Origin of the sequence: Pseudoalteromonas sp. SiA1 (genome assembly GCF_018732205.1) — a bacterium.
Classification (GTDB): domain Bacteria; phylum Pseudomonadota; class Gammaproteobacteria; order Enterobacterales; family Alteromonadaceae; genus Pseudoalteromonas; species Pseudoalteromonas tetraodonis.
On record NZ_CP076084.1, the window covers coordinates 2,399,966 to 2,418,604 of the forward strand.

The 18,639-nt window shown below is 41.8% G+C and carries 20 protein-coding genes; all 20 read right to left on the reverse strand.

Annotated features, from left to right (window positions below; all coding sequences use genetic code 11):
* Window positions 1-16: 16 nt before the first annotated feature.
* The 20 genes from KK487_RS11125 to fliL all read right to left on the reverse strand — a co-directional run bounded on the left by KK487_RS11125 (window position 17) and on the right by fliL (window position 18,582).
* The gene (locus KK487_RS11125; RefSeq protein WP_033104085.1) at window positions 17-739 is read right to left on the reverse strand and encodes a chemotaxis protein CheW; all 723 of its coding nucleotides are present in this window, start codon (window positions 737-739) and stop codon (window positions 17-19) included.
* A gap of 3 nt (window positions 740-742) precedes the next feature.
* A complete protein-coding gene (locus KK487_RS11130) occupies window positions 743-1,513 on the reverse strand; it encodes a ParA family protein (protein WP_008112222.1) in 771 nt (256 codons plus the stop codon).
* A gap of 12 nt (window positions 1,514-1,525) precedes the next feature.
* Complete coding sequence (locus tag KK487_RS11135; protein WP_076920610.1) at window positions 1,526-2,488, reverse strand: flagellar motor protein MotB; 963 nt, start codon at window positions 2,486-2,488, stop codon at window positions 1,526-1,528.
* A gap of 5 nt (window positions 2,489-2,493) precedes the next feature.
* Window positions 2,494-3,258: a flagellar motor protein gene (locus KK487_RS11140; RefSeq protein ID WP_028833993.1), complete on the reverse strand. Its 765-nt coding sequence runs from the start codon at window positions 3,256-3,258 to the stop codon at window positions 2,494-2,496.
* Window positions 3,251-4,402, reverse strand: coding sequence for a protein-glutamate methylesterase/protein-glutamine glutaminase (locus KK487_RS11145; RefSeq protein WP_076920611.1), 1,152 nt, complete (start codon window positions 4,400-4,402; stop codon window positions 3,251-3,253). The genes KK487_RS11140 and KK487_RS11145 overlap by 8 nt, the downstream gene beginning before the upstream one ends.
* A 53-nt stretch (window positions 4,403-4,455) precedes the next feature.
* Window positions 4,456-6,672 (reverse strand): chemotaxis protein CheA, encoded by a 2,217-nt coding sequence (locus tag KK487_RS11150; RefSeq protein WP_064662609.1) that lies wholly within the window; start codon window positions 6,670-6,672, stop codon window positions 4,456-4,458.
* Window positions 6,673-6,686: 14 nt separating this feature from the next.
* On the reverse strand, window positions 6,687-7,454 hold the full coding sequence (locus KK487_RS11155) for a protein phosphatase CheZ (protein WP_138764394.1): 768 nt from the start codon (window positions 7,452-7,454) through the stop codon (window positions 6,687-6,689).
* A gap of 16 nt (window positions 7,455-7,470) precedes the next feature.
* Complete coding sequence (cheY, locus tag KK487_RS11160; protein WP_008112210.1) at window positions 7,471-7,854, reverse strand: chemotaxis response regulator CheY; 384 nt, start codon at window positions 7,852-7,854, stop codon at window positions 7,471-7,473.
* 40 nt (window positions 7,855-7,894) lie between these two features.
* Window positions 7,895-8,605, reverse strand: a complete 711-nt coding sequence (locus tag KK487_RS11165; RefSeq protein ID WP_008112209.1) for an RNA polymerase sigma factor FliA — start codon at window positions 8,603-8,605, stop codon at window positions 7,895-7,897.
* A gap of 26 nt (window positions 8,606-8,631) precedes the next feature.
* On the reverse strand, window positions 8,632-9,492 hold the full coding sequence (locus tag KK487_RS11170) for a MinD/ParA family ATP-binding protein (protein WP_128583045.1): 861 nt from the start codon (window positions 9,490-9,492) through the stop codon (window positions 8,632-8,634).
* The gene (gene flhF / locus KK487_RS11175; protein ID WP_013465549.1) at window positions 9,485-10,975 is read right to left on the reverse strand and encodes a flagellar biosynthesis GTPase FlhF; all 1,491 of its coding nucleotides are present in this window, start codon (window positions 10,973-10,975) and stop codon (window positions 9,485-9,487) included. Before flhF ends, KK487_RS11170 begins: the two co-directional genes overlap by 8 nt.
* A 21-nt stretch (window positions 10,976-10,996) precedes the next feature.
* On the reverse strand, window positions 10,997-13,105 hold the full coding sequence (gene flhA / locus KK487_RS11180) for a flagellar biosynthesis protein FlhA (RefSeq protein WP_008112204.1): 2,109 nt from the start codon (window positions 13,103-13,105) through the stop codon (window positions 10,997-10,999).
* A gap of 71 nt (window positions 13,106-13,176) precedes the next feature.
* Window positions 13,177-14,307 carry a flagellar biosynthesis protein FlhB gene (flhB, locus tag KK487_RS11185; RefSeq protein ID WP_215521756.1) on the reverse strand — a complete coding sequence of 377 codons (1,131 nt, stop codon included), beginning with the start codon at window positions 14,305-14,307 and terminating at the stop codon, window positions 13,177-13,179.
* A gap of 9 nt (window positions 14,308-14,316) precedes the next feature.
* Window positions 14,317-15,096 carry a flagellar biosynthetic protein FliR gene (gene fliR, locus KK487_RS11190; protein WP_013465551.1) on the reverse strand — a complete coding sequence of 260 codons (780 nt, stop codon included), beginning with the start codon at window positions 15,094-15,096 and terminating at the stop codon, window positions 14,317-14,319.
* Window positions 15,097-15,098: 2 nt separating this feature from the next.
* On the reverse strand, window positions 15,099-15,368 hold the full coding sequence (locus KK487_RS11195; protein ID WP_010387922.1) for a flagellar biosynthetic protein FliQ: 270 nt from the start codon (window positions 15,366-15,368) through the stop codon (window positions 15,099-15,101).
* 41 nt (window positions 15,369-15,409) lie between these two features.
* Window positions 15,410-16,150: a flagellar type III secretion system pore protein FliP gene (gene fliP / locus KK487_RS11200; RefSeq protein WP_128583044.1), complete on the reverse strand. Its 741-nt coding sequence runs from the start codon at window positions 16,148-16,150 to the stop codon at window positions 15,410-15,412.
* 4 nt (window positions 16,151-16,154) lie between these two features.
* Window positions 16,155-16,538 (reverse strand): flagellar biosynthetic protein FliO, encoded by a 384-nt coding sequence (gene fliO / locus KK487_RS11205; protein WP_024602027.1) that lies wholly within the window; start codon window positions 16,536-16,538, stop codon window positions 16,155-16,157.
* A complete protein-coding gene (fliN, locus tag KK487_RS11210; protein ID WP_013465554.1) occupies window positions 16,535-16,933 on the reverse strand; it encodes a flagellar motor switch protein FliN in 399 nt (132 codons plus the stop codon). Before fliN ends, fliO begins: the two co-directional genes overlap by 4 nt.
* Window positions 16,934-16,953: 20 nt before the next feature.
* A complete protein-coding gene (gene fliM / locus KK487_RS11215) occupies window positions 16,954-18,045 on the reverse strand; it encodes a flagellar motor switch protein FliM (RefSeq protein WP_010387912.1) in 1,092 nt (363 codons plus the stop codon).
* A gap of 9 nt (window positions 18,046-18,054) precedes the next feature.
* A complete protein-coding gene (gene fliL, locus KK487_RS11220) occupies window positions 18,055-18,582 on the reverse strand; it encodes a flagellar basal body-associated protein FliL (protein WP_013465555.1) in 528 nt (175 codons plus the stop codon).
* Window positions 18,583-18,639: the final 57 nt, after the last annotated feature.

The following is an 18,639-nucleotide window of genomic DNA, read 5'->3' on the forward strand; positions in this document are numbered from 1 at the left end:
TACCTCGTAATGGTCATTACTTGTGACGGCTATCTAAGCCTTTCTCTAATAGTGCGTTTAAATTATTAACATCTATTAAAGCACACATTTTTTCTTTAATTACTCCAGCAAGCCATGGGCGCTTACTGTTATTTGTACGCCATTTTACATCTTCTTTACTCAATGTAATGTTATTTATTAGTTTTTCTGCTAATAAACCCCATTGGCTATCACCTAAAGTGATGAGGTATTGATAATTTAAAGATGCCTCTAACTGCTCATCGTACTTTTCAGGCATAACCCAGCGAGCGGTATCAACAACATTGAGCTTTTCTTCTCGGTTGATCATAACCCCTTTAAACCACTTAGGCTTGCCAAATAAATGATTTACTTCTCCAAGCTCATGAATGCCACCTAAGGCTTTTAGCGGCACCGCTAAAGTAAGTCCTGCCACTTCAAAAAACAGCGCTTGAAACTCACCATCAAAGTAGTCAGCTTCACCACCTACAACCACCTCTTGCTCAGGCACGACGTGTTGCTCTTGGAGAGTGTCAATTTCTACATTCGATACTTGCTTATTAAGCTTTTCAACTTCAACAACAGGCTCAACTATTACTGGTTGTTCTTTTTGCTCTTCATACGTTACCTGCTCAAGCAGTTTAGCAACAGGCTCAAGGTCTTTTGTTGGTTCGTCATCAGATAATAACGCCCCTAAGTACTGAGTGACTACTTTTTCATTAGCAAATAATTGCTTACTCATTTATTAACCTTGTTTTATTAAATATTTAAGTAATGCTTTATAAGCATAGACTCCACGCGCATTTGGGCAAAAATCTACCGGTACTTTTTGCGCTAAACTTGCATCTCTAAATTTAGTATCAACAGGAATAACGCCTGGCCATACTTTTTCTTTATACGTTTCTTGTAGTGTTTTATAGGCCTCAAGCGATGCTTTGGTTCGTTTATCATACATAGTTGGAATTATAGTATATTCATAGCTTTTCGCTTGAGAGGTTTGCATTAATTCCATAGTACGCATCATTCTATCGAGCCCTTTAAGCGCCAAGAACTCAGTTTGCACCGGCACTAAGACTCTTTCACAGGCGGCAAGCGCATTGACCATCAGCACACCTAAAACAGGTGGGCAATCTAAAATTGCGTAATCGTAATACTCGCTAATTTTAGCCAGTGTTTTTTTTAAAATCAGGCCCATTCCCGTTTTATTACCCATGCTACGGTCAAGTGTCGCGATCGCCATAGTTGCAGGTAAAATATCTAGGTTTTCAATTGTTGAGGGGCATAATGCTTGCAGTATTTCTTCACTTTTCATACTCGAGCCGCGAGTAAAAATATCGTAAACACTGACCTCTAAATCTTCTGAATCAATACCAAAGTAATAGGTTAGTGAAGCATGAGGATCTGTATCAATCAATAACACACGCTTGCCTTGAAGCGCAAGGATCCCTGCAAGGCTAACCGCTGTAGTGGTTTTGCCAACTCCCCCTTTTTGATTGGCTACTGTCCAAACTTTCACATTACATCCTAATTACTGTTCGTTGCGCGTTGTAACACGGATGCCACCATGCGGTAAACGAATTATTTTTATTGTATCGTCTTGGGCTGGTAGCTCAATTTCTGGCTGACTTTGCTCTGATACTGAAATTGATGATCTCGTTTGTTCATCAGAGGGCTCGGGTGCTAAACCATATTTAGAAAGTGCAATCACGACTTTACGGTTTTCAGCACGCCCAGCTTCGGTATTATTATCGGCAAAGGGAGAGTATTGACCATATCCCTCAATGGCCATGCGCGCGGATTCAATGCCCAAACGCTCTAGCTCAACTAATATTGAGGTTGCACGCGCCACTGATAACTCCCAATTAGAACGAAATATTTCATTTCGTATGGTTTCGTTATCTGTATACCCGCGTACTCTTATATAGTTATCGACTGATGCGATGATTGCTTCAATTTTTTTTACAATCTCTTTGGCCTTGTTATGTGCAACAGCACTACCACTAGCAAACAACAATCCGGAATTGAGCTCAATAACCAACCAGTCTTGGCTTAGTTCTAAGCTAGCCTCGCCACTGCGTATCTCATCAATCAGCGACGATTGTAATTTAGCCAATAAACTATCCAGCGGCTTACCTAAGTGGCGTTGACTAATATTGCTATTGTCACTTTGACCATCGAGTAACATTGGGCCTTGCTCTAGCTCTTGAATACTTTCGCCATAGAGAATTTCAGCCTCAGGGGTCACCCTTTCAAGCAATAAAGCATCACCATTTACCCCGTTACCCTGCTGAGAATATTGTTTTGCAGACTTATCAAAAACATGCTCAAGAGAATCAGATAAAACCTTGATGTTGTCTTCTTTGTTTATCGCAATTGCATACAATACAACAAAAAATGCAAACATTATGGTCATATAATCCGCATAAGAAACTAACCAACGCTCAGTATGTTGGCTCTTTAATTGGTGATGACGTAAGCGACGGCGTAACATAGGCGCTAATGGGCCTGTAAAATTGGACGTTCAACGCGGTAGGCTTCAAGCTTTAGTTCAATATTAATAGGGCTCTCACCTTGGCTAATAGCAATTACACCTTCCGCTAACATTTCGTGATAAAGCATCTTTTGTTCAACCCGTTGCTTTAGCTTATTGGCCATAGGTAAAAATAATAAATTAGCCAAACCAACACCATATATAGTTGCAATGAACGCGGTGGCAATACCCGTTCCTAACTGCTCAGGATCGTTAATAAATGACATGGCTTGAATAAGCCCAAGTACCGCACCTAAAATACCAATAGTTGGGCTATACCCACCCATTGCTTCATATACCCGGCTAGCCTCAAGTAATCGTTCTCGCTCAAGTAATAAGTCAATCTCGAGGGTATCGCGTAGTTTTTGCTCTGAACAGCCATCAACTAATAAACTCAGTCCTTTGGCAGCATAGGGATCTGAATGCGCAAGTGCTTCGTTTTCTAATGCTAAATAACCCTCTTGACGGGCTTTATGCGACCAGCGTTTTACTTGCTCAATAGCATCTTCAATATCATGGTCGTCGGTAACAAAAACCCAATGAGTAATACTAAGCATTTTTTTAAATGTATTGGCTGATGTTTGTAGCATCACCGCACCTAATGTACCGCCTAATACAATAATTAGTGCAGGCCCATTAAACAGCGCAGATACCACACCTCCCTCTAAAGAATAACCGATTGCAATAGCACCTAATGCAACCAGTAATCCTAAAACAGAAAGCTTATCCACAGCCAACCTCTCTTTTTAAACGTGCAGCCACATCATGAAGGCTAATGCTTTCGCTCGCTAAACCTGCACTGGCTATCGCCTGAGGCATACCATAGACAACACAGCTTTTTTCATCCTGAGCCCAAATTGTAGCGCCAGTTTGCTTAAGCATGCGAGCACCATCACGACCATCTGCACCCATGCCTGTCAAAATAATGGCAAGCACATCACCTTGATACGCTTTGGCCGCACTGGCAAAGGTAATATCAACACTTGGTTTATAGTTTACTCGTTCATTTTTATCTTCAAACACACGAAGGGTTCTATTAGAGCCACGTCCTTCTACCATCATTTGCTGGCCACCTGGCGCTAAATAAGCGCACCCAGGTTGTAATCTATCGCCTTGCTGCGCTTCTTTTACTTTAATCTTACACAAGCCATCTAAGCGAGTTGCAAAGGCCGGGGTAAATGCAGCAGGCATATGCTGTATGAGTAAAATAGGGTGTGGAAAATTAGCAGGTAATTGCGTCAAAATAGTTTGCAGTGCAACCGGCCCACCTGTGGATGTACCAATAGCAACTAGCTGATACTGCTTACCACTGGCACGCGCTGAGGCACTGCTGCTAGTAGGTGCAGGACTCGGATTATTAAAGCTACGATCAGGTTGAACTATCGGCTTTTTAGCAAGGTTAGAAAAGCGTTCAGAACTGTTTGACGCTGGTTTACTAATACTTGGAGATGGGGCCGTTCTCGTAATTCTTCCAATACGCTGGCGGCCTATTTCCTTAACCTTATTTTGCAATAACTTAATTGCATCATCGTTATTGCGAGCAATATCTTCAAACTTTTTAGGTAAAAAGTCCATCGCCCCAGCATCAAGCGCATCCAAAGTGGCAGATGCCCCTGCTCGTGTTAACGATGAAAACATTAAAATAGGTGTTGGATTACTCGCCATGATCTCTTTCACAGCACTAATACCATCCAGCACCGGCATTTCAACATCCATGGTGATAACATCAGGACGTAACTGAGCTGTTTTTTCGACGGCCTCTCGGCCATTTACAGCAAAGCCTATTACCTCAATGCCGCTGTCTTGTTCAAGAATTTCACTCACTCTGCGGCGAAAAAAGCTTGAATCATCAACTACTAAAACTTTAACAGCCATTTCGCTCTCTTATTCAATGAATGGGTAGGCATAAAGTTTATACCTACTTTTTATTATCCAGCGTAATGCTTTAGCATACTCGGTACATCTAATATCAGTGCAATTCCACCATCAGAGGTAATAGTCGCACCCGCCATACCCGGCGTACCTTGCAATAATGCATCTAGAGGCTTGATCACCACTTCTTCTTGACCTATTAGTGAATCAACAACGAACCCTACTTTTTGAGTCCCTATTTGCACAATAACGACATGCCCTTGTGCTTTTCGCTGACCTCTATCAGCGCCTTTTATAAGCCAATGTTCAAGGTAGAATAATGGAATCGACTTTTTACGAACAATAATCGTTAGCTGGCCATCAACCACATTAGTTTTTGTTAAATCTAAGTGGAATATTTCACTTACACCCGCTAGCGGCAAGGCAAAGGTTTGCTCTCCCACCACCACCATTAAGGTAGGCAATATCGCAAGTGTTAGTGGAACTTTGATTTCTAAAGTAGTCCCTACGCCCATTTCTGATTTTATGTTAACCGAGCCATTGAGCTGAGTGATTTTTGTTTTAACCACATCCATACCAACACCACGGCCAGAAATATCTGAGATTTCTTCTTTGGTTGAAAACCCAGGTGCAAAAATAAGGTTATAAGCTTCAGTATCAGAAAGACGACTCGCTTGGTCGTGATCAAGCACCCCTTTACTAATCGCAATCTTTTTAAGCTTTTCAGCATCCATACCGGCACCATCATCTTGGATGGTAAGTAGAATATGATCACCCTGTTGCGAAGCTGATAAAGTCACCGTACCTGTTCTAGGTTTACCCGATGCTTCACGAATATCGGGCATTTCAATACCATGGTCGACCGAGTTGCGAACCAAATGCACCAATGGATCGGCCAATGCTTCCACTAAATTTTTATCTAAATCGGTGTCTTCACCGACAAGTAATAAATTAATATCTTTTTTAAGTGTTCGTGCTAAGTCACGTACAACACGAGGAAAACGGCCAAATACTTTTTTAATCGGCTGCATTCGTGTTTGCATTACTGCACCTTGGATATCAGCAGTAACAACATCTAAGTTGGAAATAGCTTTACCCATAGCCTCGCTATCAGAGTTAGTCGCCAAACTCACTAAGCGATTTCGCACAAGTACTAACTCGCCCACCATGTTCATTATTTGGTCTAGGCGTTTGGTATCAACACGTACAGTTGTTTCTGCCGGTGGAGGCGCTGCTTTTTTGGGCGGCGCAGCTTTAGCTGCTTGTGCCGCAGGAGCCGGCTTAGCTGGCTCTGGTTTAGGCTGTGGCTTAGCTGCAGCAACTGGTTCTGGCTTTTTAGCTGCCACTGGTTCAGGTTTACTTACAGGAGCCGGTGTTTCTATCGACTTAGGTGCACCTTTACCATGAAGTTCATCAAGTAACGCTTCAAACTCGTCGTCACTTATTTCATCATCGCCCGAGCTTTGCTCGTTACTTGGTGGAGCCACAGGGGCTGATGGTGTTTGTTGTGGTGTACTTGCGGTTGCTTGGCTCACTTCGCCAAAGCTGCCTACACCATGAAGTTCATCCAATAAGCTGTCAAACTCATCGTCAGTTATATCACCACTGACATCATTGTCACTTGATGATGATTGTTTTTCTTGTGGGGCTTGCCCTTTTCCATGAAGTTCATCAAGTAGGCTTTCGAATTCGTCTTCGGTTATTTCATCAATCTGAGACTCAGTACTGCTGCTATCTGAGCCGCTAAATAATTCATCAAAAGCAAACGGGTCTTCTTCAGCATCGTTGCTCGGTTGCTCTGCAACTGGTTCGGGCTCTACCGATGGGGTTTCGACAGGAGCTATATCTTCAACCACAGAATCGCCGGCAAGCTCTTCTGCTGTCGGTGGCTGTCCAAGTTTGTGAAGTACTGCAAGTAATTCTGGATCAGCAGGCTCTGGCTGGTCACGATTTTTAATCGTGGCAAACATTTCATTAATGGTGTCCAGTGCTTGTAAAATCACATCCATTAATTCAGAGTTAACTGTTCTTACACCTTGGCGCAGTAAATCAAACACATTTTCAGCACCATGACATGCATCAACAAGCTCTGTCATAGCCAAAAAGCCAGCGCCACCCTTTACAGTGTGGAAACCGCGAAATATTGCGTTTAGTAGCTCAGTATCATCTGGGTTGTTTTCCAGTTCTACTAACTGTTCAGATAAAAGCTCAAGGATTTCTCCGGCCTCTACTAAAAAGTCTTGTAAAATATCTTCATCGACTTCAAAGCTCATGCAGTACTCTCCTATTAGAAGCCCAAACTTGATAATAGATCATCAACTTCATCTTGATCAGATACAACATCATTACGCGTTTCTTTATCAATAATAGGCCCTTCGGGACCTGCTAGTGTTTGTGCAACAATGGGATCTTCTATTTTTTCTGGTTGTTCAGTTGGTTCAACCTCACCACCTTGCGCTGCAAATGCAGTCAACAGGTGAATTAAACTTTCTTCAACTTCACGGACAAGTTCAATAACACGGCGAATAACCTGACCGGTTAAATCTTGATAGTCTTGAGCCATCAGCACATTAGTCATCAGCATTTGTAACTCATCGGTTTTGTAATGAGAACTGCTCATAAACTTATCAATACTATGACAAAGTGATTTAAACTCACCAAGCTCTATTTCGCGGTTCATTAAACGATCCCACGTTGGCTTGATATCAGCTATTTCGTCAGCGATTTCTTGTGCTAATGGTAAGCTTGCTTCAACCGCATCCATTGTCTTATTGGCTGCGTTTTCTGTCATTTCCATGACATAGTTAAGGCGTTTTTTTGCGTCAGGGATGGCATCAGTGGTAATGTCTGTTAAACGCGTGTCTAACTCGAAACTTTTTAAAGCTTCGTGCAGTTGACGCGTCAACTTACCCACCTCAGCAAATAACTGTGATTGCTCTTGTGAAGCTGTTTCTAAAATTAACTGATTCGCTTTATCTTGCTCACCATTTTCTAAAAAAACAACTAACTGGCGAGCTTGTTCTAAAGTAATCTGAGGCGCAGCAGGTGCTGACATAAGCCTCTCCCTCTCATTAACCTAAGCGTTCGAACACTTTTTCTAATTTAGTTTTCAATGTACCTGCAGTAAATGGTTTAACAATATAACCATTAACACCTGCTTGGGCCGCAGCAATTATTTGTTCTTTTTTAGCTTCTGCTGTAACCATTAAAACAGGAATATGCTTTAATTTTTCATCAGCTCGAATTGCCCTTAAAAGATCAATACCTTGCATGCCTGGCATATTCCAATCTGTTACAACAAAATCAAACGCTTGATTTTGCAACATAGGCAAAGCAGTTGACCCGTCATCTGCTTCTTGAACATTGGTAAAACCTAAATCGCGCAACAGGTTTTTAATAATACGTCTCATTGTTGAGAAATCATCAACAACAAGAATTTTAATGTTTTTATCCAAAACATCCTCCAGTGAGGCCTGAACCTTTATTTACTTACTTCTAGTTTATCCAGTCATTGATTTTTGCTTTAAGCTTAATCATCGCCTGACCATGTATCTGACTTACACGCGATTCACTTACATCGAGTATATGCCCAATTTCTTTTAAATTCATCTCATCGTTATAGTACAAAGAAAGCACCATTGCATCTTTTTCCGGTAACGACTTTATTGCACTGAGTAAAGACTCATTAAACCGTTCATTTTTAACATTATTGAACGGTTTGTCTAGTGCTAAATCTTGGCCATGAGGTGTAATCACATCGTCATCTATACCAAGGTCTTCAATACCTAACACTTTGCTTACATTTACATCGTTTAAAATATGATGGTACTCATTTAGCGAAATTTCAAGTTTTTCAGCAACTTCACTATCTTTAGGTTCACGGTTTAAACTGTTCTCAAGCGCAACAATAGTTTCTGCAACCAAACGGCTTTTTCTGTGAACTGAACGTGGAACCCAATCGCCTCGGCGCATTTCGTCTATCATCGCACCACGAATACGAATACCGGCAAAGGTTTCAAAGCTTGCGCCTTTGCTTGCATCAAAGTTTTTTGAAGCTTCAATTAAACCAATCATACCCGATTGAATTAAATCATCTAGCTGCACACTGGCCGGTAAACGAGCAATTAAATGGCACGCCACTTTTTTGACTAATGAGGCATGCTTTTCAACAATCATATTTAAATTTTGTGTTGACTGATATCCCATAGCTCTATTCACCGGTATTGTCATTGTTAGTTACTAACTAGTTTCTCAATGAAAAACTCTAAATGACCCGAGGCTTGACTAGGTGTTGGCCACTTAGCAATTTTTGTAGCCAGTGTTTTAAAAGCAATTGCAGCAGGCGACCCAGGAAAAACCTCAACAATTACTTTTTGGCGGCGCGTTGATTTGCGCATATTTTCATCATATGGAACCGTTGCAACCAACTCCATTGATATATCTAAAAATCGGTCGGTAACCTTTGAAAGTTTTGCAAACAATTCCTGCCCTTCGCGTAAACTACGCACCATATTGGCAACAATTTTAAATTTATAAACGCCGTGCTCACGGCTAAGTACTTTAATTAAAGCATAGGCATCGGTAATTGATGTAGGCTCATCACATACCACCACAACCACATCTTGCGCTGCGCGAGAAAAACTCAGCACCATATCGGAAATACCCGCAGCGGTATCAACAATTAAAATATCAAAGTCGGTGTTAAGTTCACTAAATGCACGAATAAGTCCAGCGTGCTCTGAGGGTGATAACTCAACCATACTTTGCGAACCCGATGTTGCAGGCACTATTTTTATGCCTGCGGGACCTTCGACTAAAATATCATCAAGTTCACATTCGCCCGATAAAACATGAGATAAATTACGCTCAACGCGCAGTCCAAGCATCACATCACAATTCGCTAATCCTAAATCAGCATCTAGTACAAGCACACGTTTGCCTTGTTGGCCTAACGCGATTGCCGTGTTAAGGGATACGTTCGTTTTACCCACTCCACCTTTGCCGCCGGTGACAGCGATAACTTTTACGCCGCTATTATTATTCTTGCTCATTTTGCGAAGGCCGCTTGCTTGATCTAAAACTGTGTTAATCATACATCTCTACTGTGCTCGACGCCACTGATTGGTGTCGTGATTGTTGTGCTTTTATTCTTTTTAAATACAATTGCTCAGCTTTTTTTACTAGTTTTTCGGCATTTGCCACTCTAATATCTTCTGGTACTCGCTGACCGTTAGTAAGATACCCTATTGGGAGACGATTTTGAATCGCAATACTAATAATCTCACCTAAACTCAATGACTCATCAAGTTTAGTAAAAATACATCCGCTTAGCTGGACTTTTTTAAAGTGCCTTACTGTTTCTTGTAATACATTAATTTGCGCCGTCGCACTTAATACTAAATAACTACGTATATCAACACGCTGATTACGCATCAAGGTGTTTAACTGCTCGGTTAAGCGTAAATCACGTTGACTCATTCCCGCTGTATCAATTAAGACTAGACGTTTATTTCGTAAATGGTATAAAACTTCTGCTAATTCATTTGCATCTTTAACTTGTTTAACGCCACAACCTATAATACGACCATACGTTGCTAGCTGCTCATAAGCACCAATACGGTAGGTATCGGTAGTAATAAGCGCTACTTTATCGGCACCGTATTTTTGTGCACCCAATGCTGCCAGTTTTGCAACTGTGGTGGTTTTACCCACGCCAGTAGGTCCAACTAACGCAAAAACACCGCCTTGGCGAAGTATTTCGTTGTTCGTGGTTTGCATTTGATCTTCAACCATGTTCAATAAAGCTTTCCAGCCTTGTTGGCGAGACACATCGTCTGGTACAAAACATGCCATTTGCTCAGCAACATTTTTTTCTATCCCCATACCGACTAAGCGGTCAATCATACATGCACGGGTCGGGTCGCGACGTGCCATATCTTGCTGCATTAAACCTGATACTTGGTGCTCTAATAGTTGACGAATTGCGTTCATTTCTTCACGCATTGTGCTGATGTCACTGGATTCTTTATGCATTGTTTGCTGACGCGGTGCGCTAGGTGAATCTAAATCGTCAAAGCCACTGTCTAAGTCGTCGAAACCTAAGCTATCGGCTTGGGTGCGAGGACGCACTGGCGCGCTTTGTTCACGTTCAAACATATTTTTAGGTCGTGATTGCACAGGCTCTTGTTCTTGATAGTGACCAGAAGTGTCAATGCCAGAGTGTGAAAACATTGAAGCAAGCTCTGCTGAACGAGGACGTGGAGACTGACGCTCTAGTAAAGCTTGTAAGCTATCTGCAACCTTTGCCTGTGGCTTAGGTTGAGCGCGTTGCGGTTCTGGTTTAACAAAATTATGTGAACTTTGCTCAGTATGTGCAAATGAAGCTCTTGCAGCAGGTTGGCTTTGAGGCTGCTCTGGCGGTTTTGTCGCTGCTTTGTCGTAATCAACTGCAGCAACAATTTCAACGCCATTAGCTAGTTTTTTATTTGACATAATAACCGCATCAACACCCAACTCTTCTTTTACTTCTTTTAGTGCAGTGCGCATGTCTTTAGCAAAAAAACGTTTAATTTTCATAATTCAAACCCCTTTAAAATCTTATTGTTGGCCTACAGAGCTGACAATCTTGATCTGTCTTTCATCTGGTATCTCTTGATAAGACATCACTCGCAATCCTGGAATGGTGTATTTAACAAATCGAGATAACACAGTGCGTAACATTCCTGACGTTAGCAATATTGAAGGTTCACCGGCCATTTCTTGATTTTGATGCGCTTCATTCAATGATGTTTGAAGTCTATCAGCAAGCCCTGGTTCTATTCCGGCACCTTCATCACCTGCATTTTGAAGTGACTGATGCAACATCTGTTCCAACTCAGGCGCCAAGGTTATGACAGGGATTTCAGAAGACATACCAACGGCATCTTGGACGATTAATCTACGCAGTGATATTCGCACTGCAGCCGTTAATACATCTGGGTCTTGGCTACGAGGGCCATACTCAACAAGGGTTTGAACAATTGAGCGCATATCTCGTATTGCTACCCCTTCATTTAATAAATTTTGTAGTACTTTAACGATGGTGGTCAGCGGTAATACCTCAGGTACAAGTCCTTCAACTAAGCGAGGGTGACTCTTACCTAACATATCTAATAAGTTTTGTACTTCTTCATGTCCGAGTAATAATGCGGCGCTATTGGTGAGTAACTGGCTAATATGGGTTGCCACCACGGTAGCCGAATCAACCACCGTGTAACCTAAAGACTGTGCTTCATCTTTTTGATCAGGTTTTATCCAAACTGCATCTAAACCAAACGCAGGATCTTTAGTTTCAATTCCTTTTAGCGGGCCAAATACTTGGCCTGGGTTAATCGCTAATTCATCACCATGTTTAAGCTCACCCTCACCACTTGATACACCCATCATGGTTATGCGGTATGCATTTGGGTCGAGTTCTAGATTATCGCGTATATGCACCGGCGGCACTAAAAAGCCCAGCTCTTGAGATAATTTTTTACGCACTCCTTTAATACGGTTTAACAGCTCGCCACCTTGTGATTGGTCAACGAGAGGAATAAGTCGGTAACCGACTTCTAGACCAATAACATCAACTTGTTGAACATCATCCCAACCCAGTTCTTTTTGCTCTTGTTTAGCCGCAATTCCGGTACCTGAGGCGGCATTTTCGGCTTCTTCTGCTTCTGCAGCGGCTAATTTCAGTTTATTTTGCTGAGTATAGTATGCAAGGTAACCTAAAAGCGCCCCTAAGCTTAAAAATGCAAGGTGTGGCATACCTGGGACTAAGCCCATAGTAATAAGGATACCTGAGGCAATAAATAACGACTTTTCGTTACCTAATTGCTTCTTAAACTGATCGCCCATGTTGTGCGATTCATTTTGACGGGTTACAACAATTGCAGTACCAATTGAAAGTAGTAATGAAGGTAATTGCGCGACTAAGCCATCACCAATGGTCAATAGTGTGTACACTTCCATAGCGCGTGAAAAACTTAAATCATGTTGGATCATGCCAACAAATAAGCCACCCACAATATTGATCACTAAAATGACTATGCCAGCAATAGCATCACCTTTTACAAATTTACTAGCTCCATCCATAGAACCATAAAAGTCAGCTTCACGGGTTACTTCCTCACGACGTTCTCTGGCTTGCTCGGCACTGATAAAACCGGCATTCATATCTGCATCTATGGCCATTTGCTTACCTGGCATAGCATCTAGAGTAAAACGCGCTGATACTTCTGAAATACGACCAGCACCTTTGGTGATTACCACAAAGTTAATGATGATCAGAATTAAAAACACCACCAAGCCCACGGCGTAGTTACCACCGATTACCACTGAACCAAATGCTTCAATGACTTTACCTGCGGCATCCCCACCGTTATGGCCCTCAAGCAGTACCACCCGGGTACTGGCCACATTGAGTGCTAAGCGCATTATGGTTGCGATTAACAGCACCGCTGGGAACATACCAAACTCAAGCGGCTTCATGGTGTATACGGTGACCAGTAATACAACTAACGCAAGCGCGATATTAAACGAAAATAATATATCAAGCAGGAATGGAGGCAGTGGTAAAATAACCATGCCCAGCGCAGCCAACACCAAAAGCGGTGTACCAACGCCCTTCGCATATTCTTTTTTATCTTTATTAAGTTGTTGTAATACCGCTTTAAATTCCATAACTCTACAATTTCAAAAAATTGACACTACGCTGAAATTGCAATAACTATTCCAAGTTAGTTGGTTAGCAGTTAATACTTAAATTCATCGGGGATAGGCAGCTTTTTATTAAGGGCAACAGGGCGTTTTCCACGGCCTTTTTTAAACCGTTTAAGCTGAAACACATAAGCAAGCACTTGAGCAACCGCAGTAAATAGCTGATCGGGGATTTGCTCACCCACTTCTGCAGTATGATAAAGCGCTCGGGTTAAAGTTGGAGACTCAACAATAGGCACTTCATTACCCAATGCAATTTTACGAATTTGCATGGCGAGCTCATCCAGACCTTTGGCTAATACAATAGGCGCGCCTGCTCGCTCTGTATCGTATTTTAAAGCTACGGAATAGTGAGTAGGGTTGGTAACAATAACATCGGCGTCTGGCACATCCTGCATCATTCTCTTTTGCGACATTTGACGTTGGGTTTGCCTTATGCGCGCTTTAATCTGCGGATCACCTTCTGAGTTTTTATATTCGTCTTTTACCTCTTGCATAGTCATTTTAAGCTGTTTGTTATGACTATAGCTTTGAAATGGGGCGTCAATAGCAGCAATAATAATTAAGGTGCAAGACATGCCTAAAAACATCCACGCTAAAATTTCCAAAGCATGAACAATATTGCCAGGCGCACTTTCTATACTTAAATGTAAGATTTCATCAAAAAACGTATTAATTAAAAAAATAGCAAATGCGGCTACTAAGCCAAACTTTAATAATGACTTAAGCAATTCTATAGCCGCTTGTGGACCAAACATGCGGGTAAAGCCTTTCATTGGCGACATTTTACTGGCTTTGGGCGCAGCTGCTTGCAAACTAAAATTAAAGCCGCCAAGCATGGTATTACCGATAAATGCAGCCAATACAATAATGAGTACAAACATCGACATAGGAAATAACAGTACGTCGGCCACCTCTCCCCATACGGCAAACATTTTGGTGGTGTCGTAGGTTTCATTGCGGTTAAGACTCAGCATTCTTCCCATAATGCGGTACAAGCCTTTGCCAATTTCAGGCCCATACATTAATAAGGAAATAGCAGAAAAAATAAGCACAAACATGGTACCTAACTCTTTAGAACGCGCTATTTGGCCTTTCTTTTTAGCATCATCAACTTTTTTGGGGGTGGGTTCTTCGGTTTTTTCTTGTCCGGAATCTTCAGCCATTACGCTCTCCTAAGGGGAACAACCAACTAGAGTACACATCAGCTCAACCATTTTTAGCCATTGGAACTCAAACTGAGTGACAAAGTTACCGAGCGTTGCCCAAATAATAACGAGCCCTGCCACTAAGGTAAACGGGAAGCCTATCGAGAAAATATTTAACTGCGGTGCAGCACGAGTCATAATACCAAATGCCATATTAATAACCAGCATGGCGGTTAATGGTGCTAATGACAGCACTAATGCAGTGGTAAACATCCAACCACCCCATGTCACTATGTCCCAGTAATGATCAACCGCCCACCAATTGCCATCAATCGGGAGTACTTCAAAACTGTGCACCACCATTTGAATCATCATTAAATGACCATTAAACACAAAAAATAATAAGGTAGCTAATATTAGATAAAATTGCCCCACTGCAGGCACACTCATTCCATTAGAGGGGTCAACAACAGATGCAAAACCTAAACCGGTTTGCATAGCAAGAATTTGACCGGCTAACACAAACGTATTGAGTAATAGTGTGGACGCAAAACCAATTGCGACACCAATCAACATTTGTTGGAGTACCACTAAAATCATTTCAAAAGAAAATAGATTAGTAAATGTAGCAGCAGGAAGAACAGGAACAACTAAGAAGGTGACCACTACAGCCAAGCCCATTTTTATTCGAGCAGGTACGTTTTTTGCGCCAATACCCGCCATGATCATGATCATAGAGCTGATGCGCACTAAGGGCAGTAAAAAATCACTTAACCATTGAATTACAACGGAAAATGGAAATTCCATTGTTAACCTGCAATTTCGGGGATAAGCAGCACTAAGCGATTAAAAAAGTCCATTAGCTCTTGAGTAAACCAATGTCCTCCCACAATCAGGGCACTGATGGTGATTAATAAACGCGGTAAAAAACTCAGTGTTTGTTCGTTAATTGAGGTTGCTGCCTGAAACACAGCCACAACCAACCCAATAATTAAGCCAGGTACCACAATGGCAGACACCAGCTTAATCACTAAAAATAGGGCTCCACTTAAAATATCAACAAATACTTCAGGTTCCATGGACGACTCCTAGTGTGGTTGGTTCAATGAAGAGTGCACAACTACGTGCCCAAGCCAAAGCTTTTAGCGAGTGTACCCATCACCAAGCTCCACCCATCAACCAATACAAACAACATAATTTTAAACGGTAGCGACACAATCATGGGCGATAACATCATCATACCCATGGCCATCAATACCGATGCAACCACCAAATCGACAATCAAAAAGGGAATAAAAAACATAAAACCAATAATAAAAGCGGTTTGTAACTCACTGGTCACAAACGCAGGAATAAGCACAACCATTGGCGTTGCTTCAGGCGAGTCAAGCTGATCGTAACCTGCTATTTTAGCAAAGGTTTCTAAATCTTTTATACGTACCTGTGAGAGCATAAACGCTTTCATTGGCTCTTTGGCTAAATCAAGTGCTTCAAGTGACGTTACTTGTTCACTTAAATACGGTTCGATAGCTCGCTCATTTATTTGCTCATAAATTGGCGCCATAATAAAAATACTTAAAAACAGCGACATACCTAGTAATACTTGGTTCGAAGGCGTTTGCTGCAAACCAATGGCTTGGCGCAAAATAGCTAAAACAACAATAATTCGAGTGAAAGAGGTCATCATGATAATGGCGGCTGGAATAAAGCTCATAGCCGTCATGATCGCCAACACTTGTAGCGTCACTGAGTAGTCTTGGGTGCCATCGGCATTAGTGGTGATCGTCAGCGCGTCAATCCCCTCGGCATTGACCCCTGGGACGAACAGCATGGCAAATAGGAAAAGCAGCCATTTAGTCATAATATTAGTTCTTTTTATTTTGATTAAGTTGCGGATTCAACATTTTGCCAAACCGCTTCGCTAATTCTGGTAACTCTTTTTCTGTTAGGGGGGTTTCTAACTTGTGTAGATAATTAATACTGTGTGGAGTAACCCCTAATAGGTGCTGTGCATTATCTATTTCAACCACCATTAAGCGCTCACGTGATCCCAACGGAAGACTGCGGATCACTTTAAACTCATCGTTATTGGTTAAATTTGGATTGAGCTTTTTTACAAAAAAAGCCAACACTAAAATTAACACCACAACCATACCCAAAGATAACACCATGGATACGATATCTGTGGTCGGTGTTGCAGCATCGGTTGCTGCAAACACCGAATTGCTTAAACTGGCTAGTGCTATCATCGTAACTTTTTGATCCGTTCAACCTGGCTAATTACATCCGTTAAACGAATACCGAACTTATCGTTCACCACAACCACTTCGCCATGCGCAATCAAAGTACCATTAACTAAAACATCAAGCGGTTCGCCGGCAACCCTGTCAAGCTCAACGACCGAACCTTGGTTAAGTTGTAATAAATTACGAATATTAATTTTAGAACGCCCTACTTCCATAGAAATAGTAACGGGAATATCTAAAATAGTATCGAGTTTACGTTTTTCTTCACCGCTGAGTTCATGCTTTGAATCATCAAGCTCATCAAGCTCGGTTACTTTGACCTCAGGACTATCGTCAGTGCCTTCAGCTTCAGCAAGTGCTGCTGCCCATTCGTCCATTGTATCTTGATCATCGCTCATACTTTTAACCTTTTAATCAATTACCAGTCTAAGTCTACACCGTTTGAAAGGTGTAAATCATCTTCTAGTTCTGCTAATTCTGCATCTGAATCAATTTTTTTGCCGCCTTTGGTAAAGACATGCAGCTCAGATTTAACTGAATCAGGGCGTTTAATTTTTTCACTAATTTGTAGCGCAACGTTATCGCGTGAACGACCCATTTTAGCTCTGAATGTAGGGAGTTCTTCCACAAATACGGTAATATGCTCAGGCATTTCAACTGGAATTATATCCCCGGCTTTGAGCTCCATTATTTGTTTTAAGCTTAAATCAACTTCAAGTAGCTGGGTCGATAAATCGACTTCTACGTCCATTATTTCGTCACGAAGCGCCTTACTCCAACGTAAATCGGTATCTTCAGTATCAGACTGAACACCCGCATCCAATAGCTCTCTGATAGGTTCGAGCATTGAATAAGGTAGCGCAATATGGAAGTCTCCCCCGCCACCATCCAGCTCAATATGAAAAGAGCTAATAACCACCACTTCGGTTGGGCTAACAATATTAGCCATCGCAGGGTTTACCTCAGAATCGAGGTACTCGAACGACACATCCATCACTGGTGCCCATGCTTCTTTGTAATCTTCAAAGATTATTTTCAGCAGCATTTGCACGATTCGGCGTTCTGTTGGGGTAAATTCACGTCCTTCAATTTTGGCATGATAACGGCCATCGCCACCAAAGAAGTTGTCTACCAGTATAAATACTAAGCGTGCTTCCATGGTAATAAGGCCGGTGCCTTTTAGTGGGCGAAAACGCACCATATTCAAACTCGTTGGTACAAACAAGGTATGTATGTACTCACCAAACTTGATCATTTGCACGCCGTTAATTGACACCTCAGCGGTGCGGCGCATCATGTTAAATAAGCTAATTCGCATGTGACGGGCAAATCGCTCGTTAACAATTTCAAGTGTCGGCATGCGACCACGCACGATGCGATCTTGCGAAGAAAAGTCGTACTGTAGTGTACTTCCCTCACCATCTTCACCGTCGTGTATATCTTCCTCTTCGACTTCATCGACACCATGTAATAGCGCATCAATTTCGTCTTGGGATAATAAATCGCTCACACTGGCCCCTTATTGCATCACAAAGCCGGTAAATAGTACCCGCTCAATTACTTTATTCCCTTCAACATCCATCATAGCGGCCTGTACTTTATCAAGTGCAGTAAAACGCAGTGTTTCTTTGCCTACACTTGTGCTAAGTTCATCAGCCGTTGTCATGGAAAATACACTCAGGAGTGTGCCTTCAATCAGTGGAATGTGTTTTTTAGCCGTTTCTTCATTACCATCGCCGCGCACTAATAATTGCACTTTAATCTGTACAATTCTATCGCGACTAGCCCCTGGCACATTAAAAATAAACGGTCTAGGCATCGCAACATATAAAGCACTGCCAACCGTTGCCGAAGAACTTGTTGGCGCAGCAGCTACCTCACCATTGGCAGCATCATCTGCAAGGGTTTCTACTGGCTCATCACCACCTGATAATAAAAAGTACCCTGCCACAGCGCCAACAATAAGTAATACAGCGGCAATAATTATTATGAGTTTGCTTTTACTTTTACTTACTTCTTCTATTTCTAAATTAGTATCTTCAGCCATTGTATTTCCTTTATTTGCAAAGGTATTTGCTTGTTTTAACTATTATAATAGCAGGAC